This is a genomic window from Enterococcus innesii, assembly GCF_022846515.1.
In the GTDB taxonomy this organism is placed as follows: domain Bacteria; phylum Bacillota; class Bacilli; order Lactobacillales; family Enterococcaceae; genus Enterococcus_D; species Enterococcus_D innesii.
This window is the reverse complement of sequence record NZ_AP025635.1, coordinates 2,253,235-2,276,330: the sequence shown is the minus strand read 5'-3', so window position 1 is coordinate 2,276,330 and position 23,096 is coordinate 2,253,235. Positions and strand designations below refer to the sequence as shown.

General features: G+C 43.1%; 34 protein-coding genes. 3 read left to right on the top strand and 31 right to left on the bottom strand.

Annotated features, from left to right (window positions below; genetic code table 11):
- Window positions 1–9: 9 nt before the first annotated feature.
- On the bottom strand, window positions 10–1,692 hold the full coding sequence (locus ENLAB_RS10725; protein ID WP_086293769.1) for a DAK2 domain-containing protein: 1,683 nt from the start codon (window positions 1,690–1,692) through the stop codon (window positions 10–12).
- 46 nt (window positions 1,693–1,738) lie between these two features.
- The gene (locus tag ENLAB_RS10720) at window positions 1,739–2,101 is read right to left on the bottom strand and encodes an Asp23/Gls24 family envelope stress response protein (protein ID WP_005227125.1); all 363 of its coding nucleotides are present in this window, start codon (window positions 2,099–2,101) and stop codon (window positions 1,739–1,741) included.
- 266 nt (window positions 2,102–2,367) lie between these two features.
- Here ENLAB_RS10720 and rpmB point away from each other — a divergent pair, with 266 nt between their 5' ends.
- Both rpmB and ENLAB_RS10710 read left to right on the top strand, forming a co-directional pair.
- Window positions 2,368–2,556, top strand: coding sequence for a 50S ribosomal protein L28 (gene rpmB / locus ENLAB_RS10715; RefSeq protein WP_003128045.1), 189 nt, complete (start codon window positions 2,368–2,370; stop codon window positions 2,554–2,556).
- Between the two features lie 162 nt (window positions 2,557–2,718).
- Entirely contained in the window at window positions 2,719–5,367 is a 2,649-nt protein-coding gene (locus ENLAB_RS10710) for a YfhO family protein (RefSeq protein WP_077453901.1), read from the top strand.
- Between the two features lie 202 nt (window positions 5,368–5,569).
- Here the strand turns inward: ENLAB_RS10710 and ENLAB_RS10705 are convergent, their stop codons facing one another.
- Window positions 5,570–6,556 carry an Rgg/GadR/MutR family transcriptional regulator gene (locus tag ENLAB_RS10705; RefSeq protein ID WP_142962356.1) on the bottom strand — a complete coding sequence of 329 codons (987 nt, stop codon included), beginning with the start codon at window positions 6,554–6,556 and terminating at the stop codon, window positions 5,570–5,572.
- A gap of 287 nt (window positions 6,557–6,843) precedes the next feature.
- Here ENLAB_RS10705 and ENLAB_RS10700 point away from each other — a divergent pair, with 287 nt between their 5' ends.
- Window positions 6,844–8,157 (top strand): MFS transporter, encoded by a 1,314-nt coding sequence (locus ENLAB_RS10700; protein WP_194194964.1) that lies wholly within the window; start codon window positions 6,844–6,846, stop codon window positions 8,155–8,157.
- A 58-nt stretch (window positions 8,158–8,215) separates the two neighbouring features.
- Here ENLAB_RS10700 and truA read toward each other — a convergent pair whose 3' ends face one another.
- From truA to rpsS, 28 genes are all read right to left on the bottom strand, one after another.
- Window positions 8,216–8,962, bottom strand: coding sequence for a tRNA pseudouridine(38-40) synthase TruA (gene truA / locus ENLAB_RS10695; protein WP_077453904.1), 747 nt, complete (start codon window positions 8,960–8,962; stop codon window positions 8,216–8,218).
- A gap of 155 nt (window positions 8,963–9,117) precedes the next feature.
- The gene (locus ENLAB_RS10690) at window positions 9,118–9,915 is read right to left on the bottom strand and encodes an energy-coupling factor transporter transmembrane component T family protein (protein WP_086293759.1); all 798 of its coding nucleotides are present in this window, start codon (window positions 9,913–9,915) and stop codon (window positions 9,118–9,120) included.
- Window positions 9,905–10,771, bottom strand: coding sequence for an energy-coupling factor ABC transporter ATP-binding protein (locus tag ENLAB_RS10685; RefSeq protein WP_005232516.1), 867 nt, complete (start codon window positions 10,769–10,771; stop codon window positions 9,905–9,907). Before ENLAB_RS10685 ends, ENLAB_RS10690 begins: the two co-directional genes overlap by 11 nt.
- Window positions 10,747–11,583: an energy-coupling factor ABC transporter ATP-binding protein gene (locus tag ENLAB_RS10680; RefSeq protein ID WP_005227109.1), complete on the bottom strand. Its 837-nt coding sequence runs from the start codon at window positions 11,581–11,583 to the stop codon at window positions 10,747–10,749. Before ENLAB_RS10680 ends, ENLAB_RS10685 begins: the two co-directional genes overlap by 25 nt.
- 271 nt (window positions 11,584–11,854) lie before the next feature.
- Entirely contained in the window at window positions 11,855–12,235 is a 381-nt protein-coding gene (gene rplQ / locus ENLAB_RS10675; protein ID WP_003128038.1) for a 50S ribosomal protein L17, read from the bottom strand.
- Window positions 12,236–12,305: 70 nt separating this feature from the next.
- Window positions 12,306–13,244, bottom strand: coding sequence for a DNA-directed RNA polymerase subunit alpha (locus tag ENLAB_RS10670; protein WP_008376367.1), 939 nt, complete (start codon window positions 13,242–13,244; stop codon window positions 12,306–12,308).
- 79 nt (window positions 13,245–13,323) lie between these two features.
- Entirely contained in the window at window positions 13,324–13,713 is a 390-nt protein-coding gene (rpsK, locus tag ENLAB_RS10665; RefSeq protein ID WP_005227104.1) for a 30S ribosomal protein S11, read from the bottom strand.
- Between the two features lie 27 nt (window positions 13,714–13,740).
- A complete protein-coding gene (rpsM, locus tag ENLAB_RS10660) occupies window positions 13,741–14,106 on the bottom strand; it encodes a 30S ribosomal protein S13 (RefSeq protein ID WP_005227102.1) in 366 nt (121 codons plus the stop codon).
- A 17-nt stretch (window positions 14,107–14,123) separates the two neighbouring features.
- Entirely contained in the window at window positions 14,124–14,240 is a 117-nt protein-coding gene (rpmJ, locus tag ENLAB_RS10655; RefSeq protein ID WP_002288710.1) for a 50S ribosomal protein L36, read from the bottom strand.
- A gap of 32 nt (window positions 14,241–14,272) precedes the next feature.
- A complete protein-coding gene (infA, locus tag ENLAB_RS10650) occupies window positions 14,273–14,491 on the bottom strand; it encodes a translation initiation factor IF-1 (RefSeq protein WP_002288695.1) in 219 nt (72 codons plus the stop codon).
- A 188-nt stretch (window positions 14,492–14,679) separates the two neighbouring features.
- Complete coding sequence (locus ENLAB_RS10645; protein ID WP_005227100.1) at window positions 14,680–15,324, bottom strand: adenylate kinase; 645 nt, start codon at window positions 15,322–15,324, stop codon at window positions 14,680–14,682.
- A 60-nt stretch (window positions 15,325–15,384) separates the two neighbouring features.
- Window positions 15,385–16,680, bottom strand: a complete 1,296-nt coding sequence (gene secY, locus ENLAB_RS10640) for a preprotein translocase subunit SecY (RefSeq protein WP_005227099.1) — start codon at window positions 16,678–16,680, stop codon at window positions 15,385–15,387.
- Window positions 16,680–17,120: a 50S ribosomal protein L15 gene (rplO, locus tag ENLAB_RS10635; protein ID WP_003128016.1), complete on the bottom strand. Its 441-nt coding sequence runs from the start codon at window positions 17,118–17,120 to the stop codon at window positions 16,680–16,682. Before rplO ends, secY begins: the two co-directional genes overlap by 1 nt.
- A gap of 40 nt (window positions 17,121–17,160) precedes the next feature.
- Window positions 17,161–17,340, bottom strand: a complete 180-nt coding sequence (gene rpmD / locus ENLAB_RS10630) for a 50S ribosomal protein L30 (protein WP_003128015.1) — start codon at window positions 17,338–17,340, stop codon at window positions 17,161–17,163.
- A gap of 13 nt (window positions 17,341–17,353) precedes the next feature.
- Window positions 17,354–17,854: a 30S ribosomal protein S5 gene (rpsE, locus tag ENLAB_RS10625; protein ID WP_003128014.1), complete on the bottom strand. Its 501-nt coding sequence runs from the start codon at window positions 17,852–17,854 to the stop codon at window positions 17,354–17,356.
- Window positions 17,855–17,874: 20 nt separating this feature from the next.
- Window positions 17,875–18,231, bottom strand: a complete 357-nt coding sequence (gene rplR, locus ENLAB_RS10620) for a 50S ribosomal protein L18 (protein WP_081118833.1) — start codon at window positions 18,229–18,231, stop codon at window positions 17,875–17,877.
- 57 nt (window positions 18,232–18,288) lie between these two features.
- On the bottom strand, window positions 18,289–18,825 hold the full coding sequence (gene rplF / locus ENLAB_RS10615; RefSeq protein ID WP_005227095.1) for a 50S ribosomal protein L6: 537 nt from the start codon (window positions 18,823–18,825) through the stop codon (window positions 18,289–18,291).
- 31 nt (window positions 18,826–18,856) lie between these two features.
- Window positions 18,857–19,255, bottom strand: coding sequence for a 30S ribosomal protein S8 (gene rpsH, locus ENLAB_RS10610; protein ID WP_005227093.1), 399 nt, complete (start codon window positions 19,253–19,255; stop codon window positions 18,857–18,859).
- Between the two features lie 32 nt (window positions 19,256–19,287).
- Window positions 19,288–19,473, bottom strand: a complete 186-nt coding sequence (locus ENLAB_RS10605) for a type Z 30S ribosomal protein S14 (protein WP_003128010.1) — start codon at window positions 19,471–19,473, stop codon at window positions 19,288–19,290.
- 18 nt (window positions 19,474–19,491) lie between these two features.
- A complete protein-coding gene (gene rplE, locus ENLAB_RS10600; protein WP_005227088.1) occupies window positions 19,492–20,031 on the bottom strand; it encodes a 50S ribosomal protein L5 in 540 nt (179 codons plus the stop codon).
- A gap of 27 nt (window positions 20,032–20,058) precedes the next feature.
- Window positions 20,059–20,370, bottom strand: a complete 312-nt coding sequence (gene rplX / locus ENLAB_RS10595; RefSeq protein WP_003128007.1) for a 50S ribosomal protein L24 — start codon at window positions 20,368–20,370, stop codon at window positions 20,059–20,061.
- Between the two features lie 35 nt (window positions 20,371–20,405).
- Window positions 20,406–20,774: a 50S ribosomal protein L14 gene (gene rplN / locus ENLAB_RS10590; RefSeq protein WP_003128006.1), complete on the bottom strand. Its 369-nt coding sequence runs from the start codon at window positions 20,772–20,774 to the stop codon at window positions 20,406–20,408.
- A gap of 60 nt (window positions 20,775–20,834) precedes the next feature.
- Window positions 20,835–21,101, bottom strand: a complete 267-nt coding sequence (gene rpsQ / locus ENLAB_RS10585) for a 30S ribosomal protein S17 (protein WP_003128005.1) — start codon at window positions 21,099–21,101, stop codon at window positions 20,835–20,837.
- Between the two features lie 24 nt (window positions 21,102–21,125).
- On the bottom strand, window positions 21,126–21,314 hold the full coding sequence (gene rpmC, locus ENLAB_RS10580) for a 50S ribosomal protein L29 (RefSeq protein WP_002288664.1): 189 nt from the start codon (window positions 21,312–21,314) through the stop codon (window positions 21,126–21,128).
- Entirely contained in the window at window positions 21,304–21,738 is a 435-nt protein-coding gene (gene rplP, locus ENLAB_RS10575; protein ID WP_005226918.1) for a 50S ribosomal protein L16, read from the bottom strand. Before rplP ends, rpmC begins: the two co-directional genes overlap by 11 nt.
- A 2-nt stretch (window positions 21,739–21,740) precedes the next feature.
- Window positions 21,741–22,397 carry a 30S ribosomal protein S3 gene (rpsC, locus tag ENLAB_RS10570; protein WP_005226916.1) on the bottom strand — a complete coding sequence of 219 codons (657 nt, stop codon included), beginning with the start codon at window positions 22,395–22,397 and terminating at the stop codon, window positions 21,741–21,743.
- Between the two features lie 13 nt (window positions 22,398–22,410).
- Window positions 22,411–22,758: a 50S ribosomal protein L22 gene (gene rplV / locus ENLAB_RS10565; RefSeq protein WP_003127973.1), complete on the bottom strand. Its 348-nt coding sequence runs from the start codon at window positions 22,756–22,758 to the stop codon at window positions 22,411–22,413.
- 23 nt (window positions 22,759–22,781) lie between these two features.
- Entirely contained in the window at window positions 22,782–23,060 is a 279-nt protein-coding gene (rpsS, locus tag ENLAB_RS10560) for a 30S ribosomal protein S19 (protein ID WP_005226914.1), read from the bottom strand.
- Window positions 23,061–23,096: the final 36 nt, after the last annotated feature.

Sequence of the window (23,096 nt, the reverse complement as noted above, 5' to 3'; positions counted from 1 at the left end):
CTAATTTGTTTATTCTGCTGAGAAAAGATACGGATAAACCGGCTGATCTCCTTGATGGATCTCTACTTCGATCTCAGGATGCAGTTCAACGATCGCTTCTTCGATTTTGGCTGCTTCTTTGGCTTTGCCTTCTTCCCCGATAATGATGGTGACGATCTCAGTATCTTCTGTGATCATTTTTTCTAAGGTAGTCATAGAAGCAGAGAAACGATCAGGAACAGAAACAACGATTTTGCCGTCGACCATTCCTAAGAAGTCGCCTTCTGTGATTTCGATGCCATCGATTGATGTATTACGGATCGCATGAGTCACTGATCCGCTGACAACACTTGCTAAGACATCGGTCATGGCTTGCTGATTTTCAGCTAGTGTGGACTGCTCGTGGAAGGCTAGCATCGCCGTCATCCCTTGAGAGATCGTCCGTGTTTCAACAACCGCTACTGGAATCTCGGAAACTTCCGCTGCTTGCTGCGCAGCCATAAAGATATTTTTGTTGTTCGGTAAGACGATCACTTGATCAGCATTGACTTCATTGATTGCCACCAAAATGTCTTCTGTACTTGGGTTCATCGTTTGGCCACCACTGATGACATAAGAAGCCCCTAGGCTAGTAAACAATTCTTTCAAGCCTTCCCCCGCCGCGATCGCAATGATCGCAAATGGTGTCCGCGGACGTTTTACTGGTGCTGGTTTTGCTTCTTGCTGATCGTGTTCCAAGATCGTTTCATGCTGAAGGCGCATGTTGTCGACTTTGATTTTCACCAATGAACCAAATTTTTGCCCATAATTCATGACTTCGCCGGGATGTTCCGTGTGAACATGGACTTTGATGATCTCATCGTCGTTGACCACTAATAAGGAATCTCCCAACTCGTTTAAGTAATTACGGAATGTTTCATAATCGAATTCACTATCAACGGTCGGACCTTCACCAATTTTCACCATGATTTCTGTACAATAACCAAAAGTGATATCTTCAGTCGCTAATTGCCCTTGGACACTGCGATGATGTTCCGCATTGACCATTTCATCCATTGCAGCTGGAGATGGTTCAAAAATTTCATCGGCTGGGTATTCCCCGGTCAATGCATTTAAGAATCCTTCATAGATAAACAACAGGCCTTGACCGCCACTATCTACCACACCGACTTCTTTTAAAACCGGTAATAAATCAGGGGTTTTCGCCAATGACCGTTTTGCGCCATGAACCACTGCTTTCATGACTTCGATACAATCATCAGTGGTTTGGGCTTTCTTCTCGCCATATTCAGCGGCGATGCGTGCCACAGTCAGGATGGTTCCTTCCACAGGCTTCATGACTGCTTTATAGGCGGTTTCTACTCCATGAGTAAAGGCTTGAGCCAATTCTGGTGCAGTGAGTGTTTCTACGGTTGGAATTGCTTTAGAAAAACCGCGGAATAATTGAGACAAAATGACGCCGGAATTCCCACGTGCGCCCATCAATAGTCCTTTTGAAAGTGTAGCGGCAAGATCGCCGACGTTTTCTGAAGTCGCATCTGCGACCGCTTTTGCTCCACTGGTCATGGATAGATTCATGTTTGTCCCGGTATCTCCATCTGGAACAGGAAACACATTCAATGAGTTGACAAACTCTGCATTAACTTGTAGACGAGCCGCGCCTGCCTGCACCATTTCTTGAAACTGACTTGCGCTGATATTCGTTACCTTCACTTAGATAGTCCTCCTTAAAATCATCCGCCATGAACGGATCCCTTGCCTAATCTGGCAGTACACGTACGCCTTGAACAAATACATTTACCGAGTTCGCAGATACACCTAGCATCGTTTCTAAGTTGTATTTCACTTTTTCCTGCACGTTGCGGGAAACTTCGGAAATTTTTGTTCCATAGCTGACGATCGTGTATACATCCACTGCAATGCCGTTTTCTTCTTGGCGGACAACGACACCGCGAGAATAATTTTCTTTTCGTAAAATTTCATTGATGTTATCTTTGATTTGCTTCTTGCTAGCCATACCAACAATGCCGAACACATCTGTTGCTGCGCCTCCGACCACTGTTGCAATGACTTCATTGCTGATTTCAATAATACCTGATGAGGTTTGAATTTTTACAGCCATTTTATAGCCTCCTTCAATGGGCATGACCCATCTTTCTTCTTACATATTTTATCATAGCTGTACCGCAAATAAAAGGATGAGACATATGAAAAGGGGCTTTCTGACCAAACGTCTTGCATTTCGACCTTGTTTAATTTACAATGTTTACCGGGAAAAGTCAATGTTTCTTGAAAATTACTCTTGCTTTTTTCACCTTTCTGTGATAAATTCAGATGGTATGAGCTGAAATAGCGCTCCAACATCAAGGCAAAGGAGGAAATAACCACATGGCTAAAGTTTGTTACTTTACTGGACGTAAAACTACAAGTGGAAACAATCGTTCTCACGCAATGAATGCGACAAAACGTACTGTGAAACCTAACTTGCAAAAAGTTCGCGTTATGATTGACGGAAAACCTAAAAAAGTTTGGGTGTCAACTCGTGCTTTGAAATCTGGAAAAGTTGAGCGCGTATAATTAGACCTTTTCGGCCGTTCGTTTTGAACGGCTTTTTTTGTGCCCTTTTTTCTTTGGTGCGCTTTCACTTAGGTTTTCATTAAAGAAAACAGGTCTTTGTTTTTTTAATCGATTCACCTGTGGTAAACTAAGAAAAAATTGATAAAGAACAGGTGACTTCTTGTGACGAAAATAAAAACATTTGCCAAACAACATTGGCCTTATATGCTTGCTAGTTTCTTCTTGCCGTTTCTTATCATGGCAGTGATCTATTTGACCATTGGCATCTACCCTGGCAGCAGCCGCAGTGTCTTAGCCAGTGATGCCTTTTCGCAATTCTCAAACTTTCATGCCAGCTTCCGCAATATGCTCTTAGGCAAGCAAAGTATCTTTTATACGTGGAACGCCTCCTTAGGCTTAAATTATCTGGCATTGATCTCCTATTACTTAGGCGGGATCTTCACTCCCCTGGTCTTGTTATTCCCGAATCAGCTGATGCCAGATGCGCTGTACTTTTTGACCTTGATCAAGATCGGCAGCGCGGGCTTGGCGTTTTGGTTTTATGCCAGCCAAACCTTTAAGATCCAACGTTGGCAACACGTGACCTTAGCCGTCTGTTATGCCTTGATGTCCTTCATCACCGCCCATTCGGAACTGATCATGTGGCTTGATGCCATGATCTATCTGCCACTGGTGATTTTAGGCATTGACCGTTTAGTGAAAAAGAAAAAACCAGTCGTGCTGTTTATCAGCTACTTGCTGTTATTTTTATCCAGTTTTTACATGGGCTTTATGATTGGTCTCTTTTCCGTGATGTATTTCTTGGTCCAATTGGGCCGCAACTGGAAACAAGCTCGCGGGGCGATCATCCCTTACGGCATCACCTCCTTGTTAGCAGGGGGCGCCTCAATGGTGATCATCTTACCTGCCCTGCTGGATTTGCGGTCGAACGGGGAAGAGTTGACGACGATTTCTTCCTTTAAAACCGAAGCCACCGATGTCTTTGACCTTGTAATGAAAAACATGATTGGAGTATACGATACAACAAAATACGGCTCCATTCCCTTCATCTATATCGGCTTATTGCCGTTGCTGTTGTGTATTTTATATTTTGTTTCGAAGAAAATCCGCTTGAAGGATAAATTCTTATACGCTGGCATGTTTGCTGTTTTGATCGCCAGTTTTTATATCGTGCCGATGAATCTTTTTTGGCACGGGATGCATGCCCCAAATATGTTCCTTTTCCGTTATGCCTATTTGTTCTCCTTCTTAGTGATCATGCTGGCGGGATACGGGTGGGAGCAGCTGCAGCAAAAAGATCGTGGATTGTTTCTCATTATTGGTCTTTCTACGATCGTGGTGTTTGCCCTCTCCTACGCATTGAAAGGACCTGGAACCTATGAATATGTTTCCGCTACTTCTTTTGCGCTAACGATCGTATTCTTTGTTCTTTACTTGTTATGTATTGGGTTCGGGCAATTAGGGCTTTTAACACAAAAACGAGTGACGATCTTGATGCTGATCTTCGTCTGCGGAGAAATGGCCGTCAATACCAGCGGCATGGTTCGCGGAATTTTGAATGATTGGAACTATGCTTCTCGCAGTTTGTATACAGAACCTTATCCGGACATCAAAAAACTTGTCACTCAAGCCAACGAAGACAATGATACCTTTTTCCGATTAGAAAACCTTGATCCTGTTTCTTCCAATGACAGTATCAATTATGGCTACAGCGGTGTCAGCATGTTTTCTTCGATCCGTAACCGCAATTCTTCAAGCTACCTGGACAAACTGGGCTTTCGGTCCCGCGGCACCAATTTAAATATCCGCTATCCGAATAATACCTTGCTGATGGATGCTTTTACAGGGATCAAATACAATATCTCCAAGCCAAATCTCACCAAATATGGCTTTCAACGAGTCGGGGAATCTGGTGAATACAAGCTTTATGAAAATCAAAATGCGTTACCGCTAGGTTTCTTGGCTGAACCGACCATCGAATCGATTGAACAGCCGCAAAACGACAACTTGACGAGCCAGAAAAATCTTTTCAATGGCTTGGCCGATTTAAATTTAGAGTATTTTGCCTTTCAGCCGATCACGGTGATCCATAGTAAAAATACAGATATCACCAATGACGGCATGTATATGAAATTTACCGAGCAAGAAAGCAATGTCGCAAAAGAAGTGACTTGGCAAGTGGAGGTTCCGGCGAACTCGCAAGCGTACTTGAGTCTCTTCCCTGCCAACTTCGGAGAATTGGAAAGCTCATCTGCCACCGTAACAGTCAACGGCCAGCAGCGAGAAACGCAAATCAGTATCAATGGTCAATACTACGACTTAGGGCACTACGAGACCGATACGACGGTTCAATTCACCGTCAGCTTCTACGGAACACCTGAGATCTCATTCCAAAACCCGCAAGTCGTCACCTTGGATACCAACGCCTACCAACAAGCAATTGATGCGATCCAAGATCGAGGGGTCGCTATGACTGTCGGCAAACGCAGTGCCAAAGCCGATATCACGACTGAAAAAGAGCAGCAGCTTGTGACGACCATCCCTTATGACAAGGGCTGGACTGCTACGCTTGATGGCAAAGAAGTCCCAATCACGGCCTTTCAAGACGGCTTTATCAGTGTGACGATCCCAAGTGGTAGCCATCACTTGGAACTGTCCTTCTTGCCGCAAGGCTTTGTTATCGGTGTTTTCTTGTTCTTCGGCTGCATCGCATTGTTTATCTTGTTTGCTTGGTTTTACCAGAAACAAGTAGCCAAAAAGCAAGTCTTGGCCGAACAACGTCAACTCATGGATCAAGCGCCAGAAAACTAATCGAAAAAGAACCAACTCGTCCCTTTGAGGTGATCCCCTTAAGTTAGAGCAAACGCTGACTTATGGGTGTCCCTCAATGATCGGTGAGTTTGGTTCTTTTTTTGTGCTGGGGTTCCGCAGCTGTTCGCTCTAGTGGTCTTAGCATCCACTATCGACTAGGTCCCCTTCGATTCGGGGGCCAAATACCTAGCCCTTAGAGCGTTTAGCGAAACATAAGATAACTGTTAGGTTCTTCCGCATTTTTCTTGATGGAGTGCAACGATCGCTCCCATAATTTAACCATTTTGGTTTGTTTCAAGACGCGAAAGATCGAAAGCCCTTGGTCGATTTTCAACAGTCCTTTTTCTTGATCGCCATAAATATACCAATACCATCCTTGATAGCAAAGGAGATGCGTGCTGTTTAGCATGTCTCCGCGATCTGCCAATAATTCCTCCGCAATGGTCAACACCTCTTTTGCCCACTCCAGACGGCGAAAATTGACAAACGTCGTAAAACAACTAAAAATCAAATCCATTTGTATTTCTCGCATCAAGGACAAACCTTGTTCTTTTTTGGTCCGTGAAATAGCAACCTGCAGTAAGTGATAGGAGGTTTCGACAGGAAACAAGAATTGAAAATAGCGAAACAGCAAAATCTCATAGACGCCCCAGTTGTCTACTTTCATAAGGTAGGAGATGACGGGTCGGGTTTTGATGCGTAGCTTTTCCATATATTCATCAGGTGAGCGGTCGGGTTTAGAACCTGAGAGATTGATTTCATGTATCTCCTTTGTAATCTCAAGGTACAGAAAAACAAAAGAATGCTGTTTGGAAGCGGCGATCAGTTCGCTGCGCATTTCCTCCAGCCCTTCTTTGCTTCGCTGGGCGTGGGCGTTACTCAAGTAAGCTTCTTTGTTGATCCCTAAGATTCGATCCAGTAAATCCATAAATTCGCTCGTCATATAGCTGGGAAAGCTCATCAGGTTGTCGTGACTTTTTACGCCCTTTTGCTGTGCACGTAAATAATAAAACTCCTCCACCGTAACATGGATATTTTCTAATAGGCGTTCCAATCGATGAATACTGATACTTGAAGCACCTTGCTCAAATTTACTGATAAACGAGCGACTGTTTTGTTCATCCGCCACTTGAGCAATCGTATAGCCGCGCTCTTTGCGCAATTGTCGGTACAATTTTCCTTCTTCCATGACTATCCTCCTAGCGATCAGTCTGCAAACGCCAAACCAAACCCGCTTCACGAATGAAGCTCCGCAATTAAATTTTACTATTTTAGATTCAACCTTATAAAATGTTGAGGAACAAAACCTACGGTACCCTATTTATATGCCACTCTTTTAGCTGTTAGCCACTCGTGACAGTAACCTCTGGTATGCTCCTGGTACATTTAAATTCCACTATAGTGGAATATTTTCTCTTCCTAGTATAAAGCATCCTATACTGGTTTTACAACGTAGAACGTGAAAGGATGATTTCGATGAAAGAATATCAACAAAACAAAGGCTATCGTGCCTTAGTCAACGCCGCCTTACTCAGTGGCATCGGCATGAGTTTATTTAATATCGTCTTTGTAGTTTACGCCAGTACATTACCCTTTAATGCCCTTGCTGTTTCCTTAGCCTCCATGGCCCTGCTGGTCCCTGATCTCTTACGAATCCTGACGGGCTATCTAGCCGATCGTACCAAAAACAAAGTGCAATGGATGATCAGCAGTCGACTATTACAAGGAGTACTTTTTGTAGCACTCACTTTTTTGATCCAATTGCCGCCTAGTTTATGGTCTTTCTTCCTTTTGCTAGGCATCAACATTGTATCTGATTGTTTGGGCGCTTATTGTTCTGGGTTACAGTTGCCCTATGTTCGCCGTCTTGTGCCTGCTGACGCCTTAGACAGTGCCATGGGTTTTCAAATGGCGTGTCAAACCACCGTTCAAATCGTCTTTCAAGGGATCGGTGCTTGGGGGATCGTTTTACTGAATAATAATTTTGCCGCTTTTGGTTTGATCAATGCCGTGACGTTTTTCTTAGCCACAATCGTGATTTTCTGGAACCGCTCACTCTTTTATGCGGTGCCTGGGAAAATCAATCAAGCACCCACACCACTCTTTCAGAATTTCTCGGAAACCTTTAAATTATTGACTGGTACGGCTTTTCTTAAAAAGATGATCCTCTTTGCCTTACTGATCAATACCTTAGCAGCTAGTACGAGCGGTCTACTAAATCTCCAGCTGTTGGATGACCTTGCGCTTTGGTTTGCCACTTATGGCAACACCGTTGCGATGGCAGGCATCGCTACTTCGATCGGTATGGTCGCCGGTGCCTTGTTTGCTGCCGACTGGTTCAAGAATACCGGTCTGGTTCGCTTGATTGCGTATACCGCTTTCGTTTTGTGTCTGTTGACCTTGAATTTTCTCTTCCTGCATAACCGTTGGCTCATGATTGCGCTGCTCTTTGCTGAAGGCTACCTGATTGGGAAAATCAATCCCCGCTTTTCGGCACATCTGATTCGTGAGATCGATGAAGAACATCTCGCCATCAGCAGCGGGATCTTTTCCACCATCGTGATGCTAGGGGGACCCGTCGGTCAAATGGTCTTTTTAGGCATCGGCAATCGCTATCACGTTGCTTGGAGCTGGCTGCTTTACTTGCTTTTCGCATTTCTGGTAGCCATCGCCGCCTTAGTTGCTGCCAGTACCTTGGAAAAAACACCCACCACTGCTGCGCCTAAAATCGCGGCGGAAAGGACTGAAGATTGGCAAGAAACCACCCCTGTTTTGCCTGAGAAAAAATAAAAACACAAGCTTTCGCTTTCTCTTGTTGGACAAGAGCAGCGAAGCTTGTGTTTTTTCCTTATTCATAGGCAACATGAACCAAATACAATCCTTCTGGATGAGCTGTGGGTCCTGCCGCATTTCGGTCTTTTTGCGCAATGATTGCAGGAATACTGTCAGGTGCGAGGCGTCCATTGCCGATTTTCAGCAATGTGCCCACCATGATCCGAATCATCTTATACAAAAATCCATCGCCGCGAAAGGTAAAAATCAACTCATCTCCAGCGTCATTGACCGCCATGGACGCCTCATGGATCGTCCGTGTTTTGTCATCGACGGAACTGCCCGTCGCACAAAAACTGGTAAAGTCATGGGTGCCTAAAAAATCTGGCAACGCCCGTTGGATTTTTTCCAAATCTAGCGGATACGGATAATAGCTGGCATAATGGCGGCGGAAAGGACTGCGGGGTTTCCCAATGTCTACCCGAAACTGGTAGGTTTTTTCAATGACTAAGTAGCGGGCATGGAAGGTATCGTCAACGATCTCCACCGATTTTACCGCAACATCTTCTGGCGTTTGGGTATCTAAACCAAAGCGCATTTTTTCCAGTGGACGCTTTTGAGGGAAATCGAAGTGGATCACTTGCCCTTGCGCATGGACCCCCGCATCGGTGCGGCCAGAGCCATGAATCTGGATCGGCTGCCCATTGTTCATCTTCGTTAATGTCTTTTCAATCTCTTCTTGAACCGTTCGTCCATTGGGTTGACGCTGAAATCCTTGAAAATTCGTACCATCATAAGCGATCGTCGCTTTATAGCGGACCATTGAATCACCTGTTTCTTTCTATTTTTTCAAAAAAAGGCCTATGAGAAAAGTCTGATCGATCGACAGGCCTTTTCCAACCAGCCGCTGGGATTGCCAGCAGTCTCGTTGCTTCGTTAAGAACCTTTCGTGAGTTGACTTTAATCATAGGTCTTCGTTTATCCTCTTAAGAACACTAACGCTACTGTAAAGAGCGCAAAAACGATGACAACCAATGTGTCCCGTTGATGCCAGTGCAAAATACGATACTTGGTACGCCCTTCGCCGCCTTGATAGCCTCTGGCTTCCATAGCGGTAGCTAGATCTTCCGCACGGTTAAAGCTGCTGACAAATAAAGGAATCAACAAAGGAACGATCGCCTTCATCTTCTGCAACAGTCCCCCTTCGCCGAAATCGACCCCACGGGCACGCTGGGCGTTCATGATTTTTTCTGTTTCATCCATTAAGGTTGGCACAAAGCGCAACGCAATCGACAGCATCAGTGAGATTTCATGGACAGGGAAACGGATCGCTTTTAAAGGACGCAAAATGTATTCGATCGCATCTGAAAGCTCTAATGGAGGCGTCGTTAACGTCAACAAGGTCGACATGAAAATGATCAAAACAAAACGGCAAAAAATAAAAATCCCGTTTTGGACACCAAATTCTGTGATGTTAAAGATCCACCAAGACCAGTAGACGTCGCCGCCGGTAGTAAATAAAATCTGTAACGCCACGGTAAACAAAATCAGCCAAATCAAAGGACGTACGCCGCGAATAAAGAAGCCAAAATCAATTTTTGAAAAGGAGATACAAAAAAGCGTAAAAACCCCCGCTAATAAATAGCTTTGCCAATTATTTGCCAAAAAGATAATCGCGATAAAATAAAAACTAGCAATCAATTTGACCCGTGGATCTAAACGGTGGATCAAGGAGTCCCCGGGAATAAAACGACCGAAAATCAGTTTATTCATCATGGGCAGTCGCCCCCTTTGCTACTAAAACATCTGCCAGTTCATCAGCCGTTAGCGGCAACTGCTCAAATGCCAATCCTCTGGCTTGGAGTTGCTCCGCAAATGCGGTTGCTGTCGGTACCCCTAACTGCTTTTCTTGCAACCAGGCAGTATCTTGAAACACAACGGACGGCGTGCCGGCTTTGACGAGACGGCCCTTTTCTAACACATAGACATAATCAGCATAGTTTGCCACATCATCCATCAAGTGGGTCACTAAAATGATCGTCATGTTCTTTTCCCGATGCAGGCGATCAAACATTTCCATCATCTCTTTGCGTCCTTGTGGATCTAAGCCCGCTGTCGGCTCGTCTAAGACCAAAACTTCTGGTTCCATAGCCAAGACCCCAGCAATCGCTACACGGCGCATTTGGCCCCCTGAAAGGTCAAATGGTGAACGTTCCAGAAAACTTTCATCTAAACCTACCAATTGAATGTATTCTTGGGCTAATCCTTTGGCTGCTTCTTCGGAGACCCCAAAGTTTTTCGGTCCAAAAGCGATATCTCTCGCCACGGTTTCTTCAAATAATTGGGATTCAGGAAATTGAAAAACGATCCCAACTTTTTTACGTAACGGTTTTAGATTTTTGTTGTCTGTCTCGGGTTTGATGACTCGCTCACCGATCGTGACCGTGCCAGTCGTTGGTTTTAATAATGCATTCAAGTGCTGCAGCAACGTAGATTTTCCGCTCCCTGTATGACCGACTAAGGCGGTATAAGAGCCTTCTTTGATCTCTAAATCGATATCGAACAAAACCCGTTGTTCAAACGGAGAATGCGGTTGGTAGGTGAATCCTACTTGTTCAAAACGGATGTCCATAGCCAATCCACCATCCCTTCTTCAGTTAAGTACGCTTGCGGTACCGTGACGCCCCGCTGTTTTAGTGCCGCCTTTAATTTTTCAGGAAATGGCAGATCTAAGCCTAGCTCAATCAGTTCTGGACCTGCAGAAAAAATCTCTGCGGGTGTCCCTTCGCGGACGAGCTCTCCTTGACGCATCACCAGCACCCGATTGGCATTGGCTGCTTCATCGATATCATGGGTGATCGAAAGCACGGTCAAATTGTTTTTCTCTTTGATTTTTTTGATCGTTGCGATCACTTCTTCACGGCCTTCTGGATCTAGCATACTAGTGGCTTCATCAAGAATGATGATATCTGGGCGCAATGCAACGACGCCAGCAATGGCTACCCGCTGTTTTTGACCACCAGAAAGACGCGCGGGTTCCCGAGTCGCAAACTCGCTCATCCGTACTTGTTCCAGAGCGTCTTTGACACGAACCAGCATTTCTTCTCGCGGGATTCCTTGATTTTCCAAACCGAAAGCCACATCATCTTCCACCGTCGAACCAACGAATTGATTGTCAGGGTTTTGAAAGACCATACCGACCATTTTTCGAATATTCCAGATATTTTCTTCATTCAAAGGCAATTCGCCGACAGAAACACTGCCTTCTTGTGGCAAGATCAAGCCATTGATGGTTTTTGCTAAAGTTGATTTACCAGAGCCGTTATGGCCGATCAACGCCACCCATTCCCCTTTGTTGATGGAAAAGGATACGTTATTTAACGCGGCACGCTCTTCTTCGCTATAACGCACAGTAATAGCATTCAATTCAATGATTGGCTTCATGATAGACTCCTTCATTTGCGATTAATTCTTTCTAACACTACCAAAAAAGCGCACGTTTTTCAATGATTCACGCACGATTTGTCTCCAGATCTTTTTTTCACTTGCCATCACCTGTCTTGACAGGTAATCGAAAGTAAAAAAAAAGCACTTTATGATGAGTGCGTACACCTCGAAATACATCGAGGTGTAGGCGCTGAGCTAGACTCGGAAAGTTTCTTCCAACATCATAACACTCTTAGTAAACATCTATAAAGTGATGATAAGTGTGATTTTAAACAAGTTCTAGGATAACCATTGGTGCAGCATCTCCGCGTCTTGGTTCTGTTTTCAAGATACGAGTATATCCACCTTGGCGATCTGTGTAACGAGGAGCGATATCATTGAATAATTTTTGTAATGCTGATTCAATAACTACTTCTTCGTTTTCTTCACGTACACTTGCAACTTCATTACGAACGAATGCTGCTGCTTGACGACGTGCATGCAAATCACCACGTTTACCTAAAGTGATCATTTTTTCTGCAGTTGAACGAACTTCTTTCGCACGAGCTTCAGTCGTAACGATACGTTCGTTAATGAATAAATCAGTTGTCAAATCACGCAACATCGCTTTACGTTGGCTAGATGTGCGTCCTAGTTTACGATAACTCACGTGGTTTCCCTCCTTCACTTTCGAATGTTGTATCGGTCAGACGAACCGAACTAACGTAATCGAAAACGGTTTAATCGTCTTTACGTAGTCCTAAACCTAAATCATGTAATTTCACTTTGACCTCTTCAAGAGATTTACGGCCTAAGTTTCTTACTTTGATCATTTCTGGTTCAGATTTGTTTGTCAATTCTTGTACAGTATTGATTCCTGCACGTTTTAGACAGTTGTATGAACGAACAGATAAGTCTAATTCTTCGATCGTCATTTCCAACATTTTTTCTTTTTGTGTTTCTTCTTTTTCAACCATGATTTCAGCGTTTTTCGCTTCATCCGTTAGGTTTACAAAGATGTCTAAATGTTCAGTCATGATCTTCGCAGACAAACTCATTGCTTCCAATGGTTCGATTGAGCCATCAGTCCATATTTCCATCGTTAATTTGTCGAAATCATCCCGACGACCGACACGTGTGTTTTCTACTTGGTAGTTGACACGACGTACTGGTGTATAGATTGAATCGACTGGAAGAACACCGATTGGCATGTCTTCTTTTTTGTTTTCGTCCGCTTGAACGTAGCCGCGGCCAGGTTTCACTGTTAAGCGAGCATGGAACGTAGCACCTTCAGAAACGGTACAGATATACATATCTTTGTTAAGGATTTCTACATCACTATCAACGATGATATCGCCAGCAGTTACTGTAGCAGGTCCTGAAATATCAATTTCAAGGGTCTTTTCTTCATCCCCGTACATTTTCAATGCAAGACCTTTAATATTCAAGATGATTTGAGCAACGTCTTCCCGAACACCCTTAACAGTTGAGAATTCGTGTAAAACTCCATCGATTTGAATATTGGTGATTGCCGCACCAGGTAAAGAAGATAATAAAATACGACGTAGGGAATTTCCTAGTGTAGTTCCGTAGCCTCTTTCAAGAGGTTCCACGATGAACTTGCCATAATCTTTGTCTTCATCAATCTTTGCGATTCTTGGTTTTTCGAATTCAATCATTCTTATCTATTACCCCTTTCAAAACGAAAAGTGTCTTGTTCAATGACGTTTTTGTTACACTCAAAATGAGCAGCACTCATTAAACACGACGGCGTTTTGGAGGGCGGCATCCATTATGAGGGACTGGAGTCACGTCACGGATCGCACTCACTTCCAAACCTGCTGCTTGTAATGAACGAATTGCTGCTTCACGTCCAGAACCAGGTCCTTTAACTGTTACTTCAACAGTTCTTAATCCGTGTTCCATTGCTGCTTTGGTAGCTGTTTCTGCTGCCATTTGAGCGGCAAAAGGAGTAGATTTTTTGCTTCCTTTGAAACCTAATGAACCAGCTGATGACCATGCTAATGCATTACCATGAGTATCAGTGATCATTACGATTGTATTATTGAATGTTGAGTGAATATGTGCAATACCCGCTTCAATATTCTTTTTCACACGGCGTTTACGACTCACTTTTTTTGCTGCCATGAAGTTTTAACCTCCTTCACTTAGGAATTATTTTTTCTTGCCTGCGACTGTTTTAGACGGGCCTTTACGAGTACGTGCATTGTTTTTCGTGTTTTGTCCACGAACTGGCAATCCACGGCGATGACGGATCCCACGGTAAGAACCGATTTCCATCAATCGTTTGATGTTTAAGTTCACTTCACGACGAAGGTCACCTTCAACTTTTAATTTATCAACTTCTGCACGGATAGCATCTGTTTGTTCATTCGTTAAATCACGAACGCGAACTTCTTCAGACACGCCAGCGTCAGCTAAAATTTGTTTTGCAGTCGTGTTACCAATACCATAGATATAAGTAAGTGAAACGACCACACGTTTATCACGAGGAATATCTACTCCTGCAATACGAGCCATATTTGTTACACCTCCGATTATCCTTGACGTTGTTTATGTTTTGGATTTGCTGGGCAAATCACCATAACGCGTCCTTTACGACGAATTACTTTACAATGTTCGCACATTGGTTTTACTGATGGTCTTACTTTCATGATAATACCTCCTGTGGTTTTACGGAGTACAATTATTTAAAGCGATAAGTAATGCGGCCACGGTTCAGATCATACGGGGATAATTCCACCGTCACTTTGTCTCCAGGTAAAATACGAATGTAGTGCATCCGGATCTTACCAGAAACGGTCGCTAGAACTTGGTGTCCGTTTTCCAATTCTACTTTAAACATTGCATTCGGCAAAGTTTCGACGACTGTACCTTCGACTTCAATCATATCTTCTTTTGCCACGCACAGTACCTCCTTGTACTTGTGATTTTCACACGATAAAATGGCGGAAACTCGGTTCCCACCTGATATTCTCAAACTATGCTCCTACTTAATAAAAAGTAGAAGTCGGACTGACATATTCTATCATATCCTGTCAAAGATTTCAAGAGAAAGTTTTAAGCTGCAAGTTGGACTCGGGCAATCTATGATTAGTCAATGATCTTTTGAACATCTTCGAATACAGCGTCGATGTCGCGATCCCCATCAATCGATTGCAATAACCCTTTGTCTTTGTAATAAGTCAAAATTGGTTCACTGCTTTTGATATTGACAGCTAGACGATTTTTGACCGTCTCAGGCTTATCATCTTCACGCTGGTAGAAGTCATGACTTCCACATCGATCACATGTTCCTTCCTCTTTGGGAGGATTGAACAATTTATGATAAGTTGCCCCACAATTGCGGCACATGAAGCGGCCGGCTAAACGTTCTACAAGAACTTCTTCAGGAACATGAATATCAATAACGGCATCAAGTTTTTTGTTAAGGTCAGCTAGCATCTCATCTAACGCTTTTGCTTGATCCAATGTACGAGGAAAACCATCTAATAAGAAACCTTTCTCGGTATCAGGTTCAGCTAAACGTTCTTTAACGATCCCATTTGTAACCTCATCAGGAACTAATGCGCCTTGATCCATGTATGATTTTGCTTTAAGGCCTAGTTCTGTTTCGTTCGCCATCGCAGCCCGAAACATATCGCCTGTTGAAATATGAGGAAGACCGTATTCAGCAACGATACGTTCTGCCTGAGTACCTTTTCCAGCACCAGGTAATCCCATTAAAATGAAGTTCATTCTAATTCCTCCTGTAAGTTTTTGAATAGTGTTGAGGAAATCCTCAACACTTCAATAACTTTAATTGATGAAACCAGTATATTTCCGTTTCAGCATAAGCCCTTCTAACTGCTTGGCAGTATCAAGTGCCACACCGATAATGATCAATAGACTCGTTCCACCTAGTCCGATCGATTGCGGTAAATTCCAAGCCATCTGAGCGATGATTGGAAGTAAAGCAACCAATCCTAAAAAGATCGATCCAACCGTGCTTAATCGCATCAACAAACGCGATACATATTCTTCGGTTCCTTTACCAGGACGCACACTCGGAATGTAACTTCCTTGTTTTTGCAAGTTTTCCGCTAATTTCTCAGGGTTCACTTGAACAAATGCGTAGAAGAAGGTAAACGCAACAATCAAGACAGTGTAGATGATCGCACCCGGTACAGTGTTGTAACTAAAGATCGTTTGCACCACTTCGTACCAAGTTTCTCCTCTATATGAACTACCTAAAGCTTGAATGATCGCATTTGGTGTTGTAATAAAAGAACTGGCAAAGATAACTGGGATAACCCCGGCAGCATTTACTTTCAAGGGAAGGTAACTGCTGGTAGGCGCTCCTGCTACCCGTTTTGTATATTGGATCGGAATCTTGCGTTCCGCTTGTTGAACATACGTTACTAAAGTAATGACGATCAACACAGCGATCACAAGCAGCGCCATAAAGATAGCATTTAGCCAGATATCCGATTGATCCACGTTAATGAAGTAATCTTCAATCAATTCTTTGATGCTTGCTGGTAAGCGTGAAATGATCCCTGCAAAGATGATCATTGACACACCGTTTCCGATACCACGCTCGGTGATCTGCTCTCCTAACCAAGTGACTAACATCGTTCCGGCTGTTAAAATCAGACCGATCACGATATAGGTTGCCATATTAGGATTGTTTACAAACCCGAGTTGAGTGTAATAGTTAAATCCAGCCGTTAATGTCATGGATTGGACAAAGCCCAATACCAACGTCAAGTAACGTGTTGCCTGATTTAGTTTCTTACGACCCACTTCACCTTGTTTCGACCATTCAACAAATTTTGGTACGATATCCATCTGCAACAACTGAATAACAATTGAGGCAGTGATGTAAGGCGAAACCCCCATCGAGAAAATCGAAAATTGTTGCATGGCGCCACCACTTACCAAGTTTAACATGTTTAAAAATGGTAGATCTGCGATGGTGTTTAGGCGACTTGCGTCTACGCCTGGCACAGTAATATGTGTTCCCAGACGAAAGACAAACAAGATTAAGACGGTGAACAATATTCTGGATCTAATATCCTTAACCTTAAAGGCATCCTTCAATAGTCTGATCATTAGATCACCTCGATTGATCCACCAGCAGCAACGATTGCTTCTTCAGCTGCTTTTGAGAATTTAGCTGCTTTCACAGTCAATTTCTTCGTTAATTCTCCGTTAGCTAATACTTTGATTCCAGCTTTTTCGTCTTTGACGATTCCAGCTTCGTGTAAAGCAACAGGTGTTACTTCAGCACCGTCTTCAAAGCGGTTCAAGACATCAAGATTGATGACTGCATATTCTTTGCGGTTCACATTTGTAAAGCCACGTTTTGGTAAACGACGGAACAATGGTGTTTGTCCACCTTCGAATCCTAGACGTACTCCGCCGCCTGAACGAGCTTTTTGACCTTTTTGTCCACGTCCAGCTGTTTTACCGTTACCAGATGAAGTTCCTCGACCGACACGGTTACGTACTTGGCGTGAGCCTTCTGATGGTTTTAATTCATGAAGTTTCATAGGTTTGGCACCTCCTTAATCAAACTAGATCTGCTGATCCTTAGACCTCTTCAACGTCCACTAAGTGAGAAACAGTGTTAACCATGCCTTTGATTGCATCATTAGCAGGTTTTACAACTGTTGAATTCAACTTGGTAAGACCTAACGCTTTTACAGTATCACGTTGGTTTTGGGGACGTCCGATAATACTGCGTTTTAAAGTAATTTTCAATTCAGCCATTATAGTGTCCTCCTTAACCGATTAATTCTTCTACTGATTTGCCGCGAAGTGCTGCCACTTCTTCAGCGCGTTTTAATTGTTTTAAACCTTCAACTGTTGCGCGAACAACGTTGATTGGTGTGTTAGAACCTAAAGATTTAGATGTGATATCAGCTACCCCAGCTAATTCCAATACGGCACGAACTGGTCCACCAGCAGCTACCCCAGAACCTTCTACAGCAGGTTTCATAAGGATGCGTCCGCCGCCGAATACACCGATAACTTCGTGAGGGATTGTAGAACCAACCATTGGTACTTCCACCAAGTTTTTCTTCGCGTCTTCGATTGCTTTACGGATTGCTTCTGGTACTTCTTGTGCTTTACCAGTACCGAAACCTACGTGTCCGTTTTTGTCACCGACAACAACTAATGCAGCAAAACGTAGACGACGTCCACCTTTAACAACTTTAGTTACACGGTTGATCGCAACAACGCGGTCTTCTAATTCCAAATGTTTTGGATCAATATAAACCATGAATGGTGTTCCTCCTTCTCTTAAAATTCCAGTCCATTTTCGCGAGCTGCTTCAGCTAAAGCTGCTACACGGCCATGGTAAAGGTATCCACCACGGTCAAAGACTACTTCTTTAATACCTTTTGCTGCTGCACGTTCTGCGACTAATTTACCGACAGCTTGTGCTTGTTCAGTTTTTGTTGCACCTGAAACTTCTTTGTCTAAGGCAGAGGCACTTGCTAGCGTCACACCCGCTACGTCATCAATTACTTGTGCGTAGATGTTTTTGTTCGAACGGAACACGTTTAAGCGTGGGCACTCAGCAGTACCAGAGATTTTGTTACGTACACGACGATGTCTTTTCTGACGTGTCTTGTTTTTATCTGGTTTTGTAATCACAATTTGTCACCTCTTTTAATTTTGCTAGCCTAAGCTGCTAGTCGTAAAGAATTACGACTATTTACCAGTTTTACCTTCTTTACGGCGTACAAATTCGCCAACATAACGAATTCCTTTGCCTTTGTAAGGTTCTGGAGGACGAACGCCACGGATATTGGCAGCCAATTCGCCAACGACTTCTTTATCTGATCCTTTAACGATCACAGAAGTGTTTGAAGGAACTTCGATTTCGATTCCAGCTGGCGCTTCGATTTCAACTGGATGAGAGTAACCAACGTTCAATACAAGTTTTTTTCCTTGTAATTGAGCACGGTACCCAACCCCGATTAATTCTAACGCTTTTTGGAAACCTTCAGAAACACCAACAACCATGTTGTTGAAGTTTGCACGGGTAGTTCCGTGGATAGTTTTCATTTCTTTACTATCATTTGGACGAGTGAATGTTACTTCGTTTCCTTCGATATTCATTGTGATATCAGAAGAGAAAGTACGTGTTAATTCACCTTTAGGTCCTTTAACTGTAATGTCGTTTCCGTTTTGCTTGATTTCAACACCAGCAGGAAGAACGACGATCTTATTACCGATACGACTCACTTAGAGGCACCTCCTTGTGGAATATTTTAAATTACCATACATAAGCGACTACTTCGCCGCCAACATTTTTTGCTCTAGCTTCTTTGTCAGTGATTACACCGTCAGAAGTTGAGATAATCGCGATTCCTAGACCATTCAATACTTTTGGTACTTCGTCAGCTTTGACATAAGCACGCAAGCCTGGTTTAGAGATACGTTTTAAGTTTGTGATAACACGTTCACCGTTTTTACCGTATTTAAGAAATACGCGGATCACGCCTTGTTTGTCATCTTCAATGTATTCAACATCGCGGACGAAACCTTCACGTTTCAAGATTTCAGCGATATCACGTTTGATTTTTGAAGCAGGTACTTCTAGGCTTTCGTGTTTAACCATGTTTGCGTTACGCACGCGCGTTAGAAAATCTGCAATTGGATCTGTCATGACCATGGGATAATTTACCTCCTTTATGCGAGTATAGTTTACCAGCTAGCTTTCTTCACGCCGGGAATTTGTCCTTTATAGGCAAGTTCGCGGAAGCAAATACGGCAAAGATGAAATTTACGATAAACTGAATGTGGACGTCCGCAACGTTCACAACGAGTGTATTCTTGCGTTGAGAATTTAGCAGGGCGTTTGTTTTTAGCAATCATTGATTTTTTAGCCACGTAGTTCGCCTCCTTTTTTTATTTTTGGAATGGCATGCCTAATTGTGTCAACAATTCACGAGATTCTTCATCTGTGTTTGCTGTTGTTACAATCACGATATCCATACCACGTACTTTGTCGATCAAATCATAATCTACTTCAGGGAAAATCAATTGTTCTTTGATACCTAAAGTGTAGTTTCCGCGTCCGTCGAACGCTTTTTTGCTCACACCGTGGAAGTCACGGACACGTGGCAATGACACACTTACTAGTTTATCTAAGAATTCATACATTCTTTCGCCGCGTAGTGTTACTTTCGCACCGATTGGCATTCCTTCACGTAAACGGAATCCTGCGATAGATTTTTTCGCTTTTGTGATCAATGGTTTTTGACCTGAGATCAATTGTAATTCTTCAACAGCTTTGTCTAAGTTTTTAGCATTAGAAACAGCGTCACCGACACCCATGTTGATAACGATTTTATCAACTTTTGGTGCTTCCATGATTGAGCTGTAGTTAAATTTGTCCATTAATGATGGGACAACTTCTTTTGAATATTTTTCTTTAAGGCGGTTCATCTGTTAGCCCCTCCTTCCTTCATCAGATTATTTATCAAGAACTTCTCCGGTTTTCTTAGAAACGCGGACTTTTTTGCCGTCAACTTCTTTGTAACCGACACGCGTAGCTTCACCGTTCGATGGATCAACCACCATCACGTTAGAAACATGAATTGGTGCTTCCATTTCAACGATTCCGCCTTGAGGAGCAGTTTGAGAAGGTTTTTGGTGTTTTTTGACAACATTGACACCTTCAACAACGACTTTGTCTTTTTTAGGAAACGCTGCTAGCACAACGCCTTCTTTGTTTTTGTCTTTACCAGTGATAACTTTAACTTTATCGCCTTTTTTAACAAACATGTTTGTTTCGCACCTCCTTTAGATAAGAATCACTATTACAATACTTCTGGTGCTAGGGAAACGATCTTCATAAAGTTGCCTTCACGCAATTCGCGGGCAACTGGGCCAAAGATACGAGTTCCACGAGGGCTCTTATCGTCACGGATAATAACCGCAGCATTTTCATCGAATTTGATGTATGAACCGTCTGTACGACGAGCTCCTGATTTAGTACGAACGATAACGGCTTTAACGACGTCACCTTTTTTGACAACCCCACCTGGCGTTGCTTGTTTAACCGTAGCAACAATCACGTCACCAATATTGGCAGTTTTACGACCAGATCCGCCAAGGACTTTGATCGTTAGAATTTCACGGGCACCTGAGTTGTCCGCCACTCTTAATCGGCTTTCTGCTTGGATCACGATGTGTATCCTCCTTTCAGATTTTGCAATTCACAATCTATATAGGAAAATCTCGTGTGATTAGATAATCACTGCCTTTTCAACAATCTCTACTAGACGGAAACGTTTCGTAGCTGATAATGGACGAGTTTCCATAATTTTCACGATATCGCCAACTTTTGCTTCGTTGTTTTCATCGTGTGCTTTGTATTTCTTAGAATAGTTCAGACGTTTGCCGTAGATAGGGTGGTTTTTCTTTGTTTCAACGACAACAGTGATAGTTTTATCCATTTTGTCTGATACCACGCGACCTTGGTAAACTTTGCGTTGATTTCTTTCTTCAGTCATACGCTAAATGGCCTCCTTCCACTATTACTTAGCTTGTTCACGCAATACTGTTTTAATGCGTGCAATCGATTTACGTACTTCTTTGATACGTGCAGTGTTTTCTAATTGACCTGTTGCTAATTGGAATCTAAGATTGAACAATTCTTCTTTCAATTGTTTTTCTTGATCTAGCATTTCGGCAGTGGTTAATTCTCTGATTTCTTTAACCTTCATTCGATTCACCACCCATTTCCTCACGTTTTACGATCTTCGTTTTCACTGGTAATTTGTGAGAAGCAAGACGTAGCGCTTCGCGCGCAACTTCTTCAGGTACACCGGCAATTTCAAACATGATTTTACCACGTTTAACTGGTGATACCCATCCTTCAGGAGCCCCTTTACCAGAACCCATACGTACCCCGATAGCTTTGGCAGTATAAGATTTGTGAGGGAAAATTTTGATCCATACTTTCCCGCCACGTTTCATATAACGAGTCATTGCGATACGGGCAGCTTCGATTTGACGGTTTGTGATCCAGTGTGATTCAACAGCTTGTAAGCCGTATTCACCGAATGCTACTTCTTTTCCGCCTTTCGCTTCGCCACGCATTTTTCCGCGGAACTCACGACGGTGTTTTACACGTTTAGGTACTAACATGTTTATTTCCCTCCTTTCTCAGTGTTCTTTTTAGTTGGAAGAACTTCTCCACGATAAATCCACACTTTAACTCCTAGTTTTCCGTATGTTGTATCTGCTTCTTCCCATGCGTAATCAATGTCCGCACGTAATGTATGAAGTGGAACGGTTCCTTCTGAGTAACCTTCTGAACGCGCGATATCCGCACCATTTAGACGGCCAGAAACTTGTGTTTTGATTCCTTTAGCGCCAGAACGCATTGTGCGTTGGATCGCTTGTTTTTGCGCACGACGGAAAGCAACACGGTTTTCTAATTGACGTGCGATTCCTTCGCCTACTAATTTAGCATCTAAATCTGGTTTTTTGATTTCAACGATGTTGATGTGAACTCGTTTGCCAGTTAGGCTATTTAATTCTTTTCTTAGGTTTTCGACTTCAGATCCGCCTTTACCGATAACCATACCTGGTTTAGCTGTGTGGATTGAAATATTCACGCGGTTTGCTGCACGCTCGATCTCAACTGTAGACACAGCGGCATCAGCAAGTTTAGATGCGATAAATTTACGGATTTTCAAATCTTCATGTAGAAATTCAGCATACTCTTTTTCAGCATACCATTTAGCATCCCAGTCACGGATGATGCCTACACGCATTCCAATTGGATGTACTTTTTGACCCACTGATTGTCCCTCCTTATTTTTCTGATACGACTACAGTAATATGACTTGTACGTTTGTTGATCGGTGAAGCTGAACCTTTCGCACGTGGACGGAAACGTTTCATCGTTGGTCCTTCGTTTACGAATGCTTCAGAAACAATCAAGTTTTCAACATCTAAGTCAAAATTATTTTCTGCATTGGCAATAGCTGACATCAAGACTTTCTCGATGATTCCAGCTGCTTTATTTGGTGTGAACTTTAAGATCGCGATTGCTTCAGCAACGCTTTTCCCTCTGATTAAGTCAATAACTAGACGAGATTTACGAGGAGAAACGCGGACTGTTTTAGCAGTTGCTTTCGCTGATGTGATTTGTTCTGCCATTTTTGGATATCCTCCCCTCAAAATTAGCGTCTTGTTTTCTTATCATCGGCAGCATGTCCGCGATAAGTTCTTGTTGGTGCAAATTCACCTAATTTGTGTCCTACCATGTCTTCTTGGATGTAAACTGGTACATGTTTCCGCCCATCATACACAGCAATTGTAAATCCGATAAAATTAGGGAAAATTGTAGAACGACGTGACCAAGTTTTGATCACTTTTTTCTTTTCAGCGCCTTCTTGTGCTTCGACCTTTTTCATCAAATGGTCATCGACAAAAGGTCCTTTTTTCAAACTACGACCCATGGTGTACCTCCTCTCAAAATGTGCGACACACGGTCA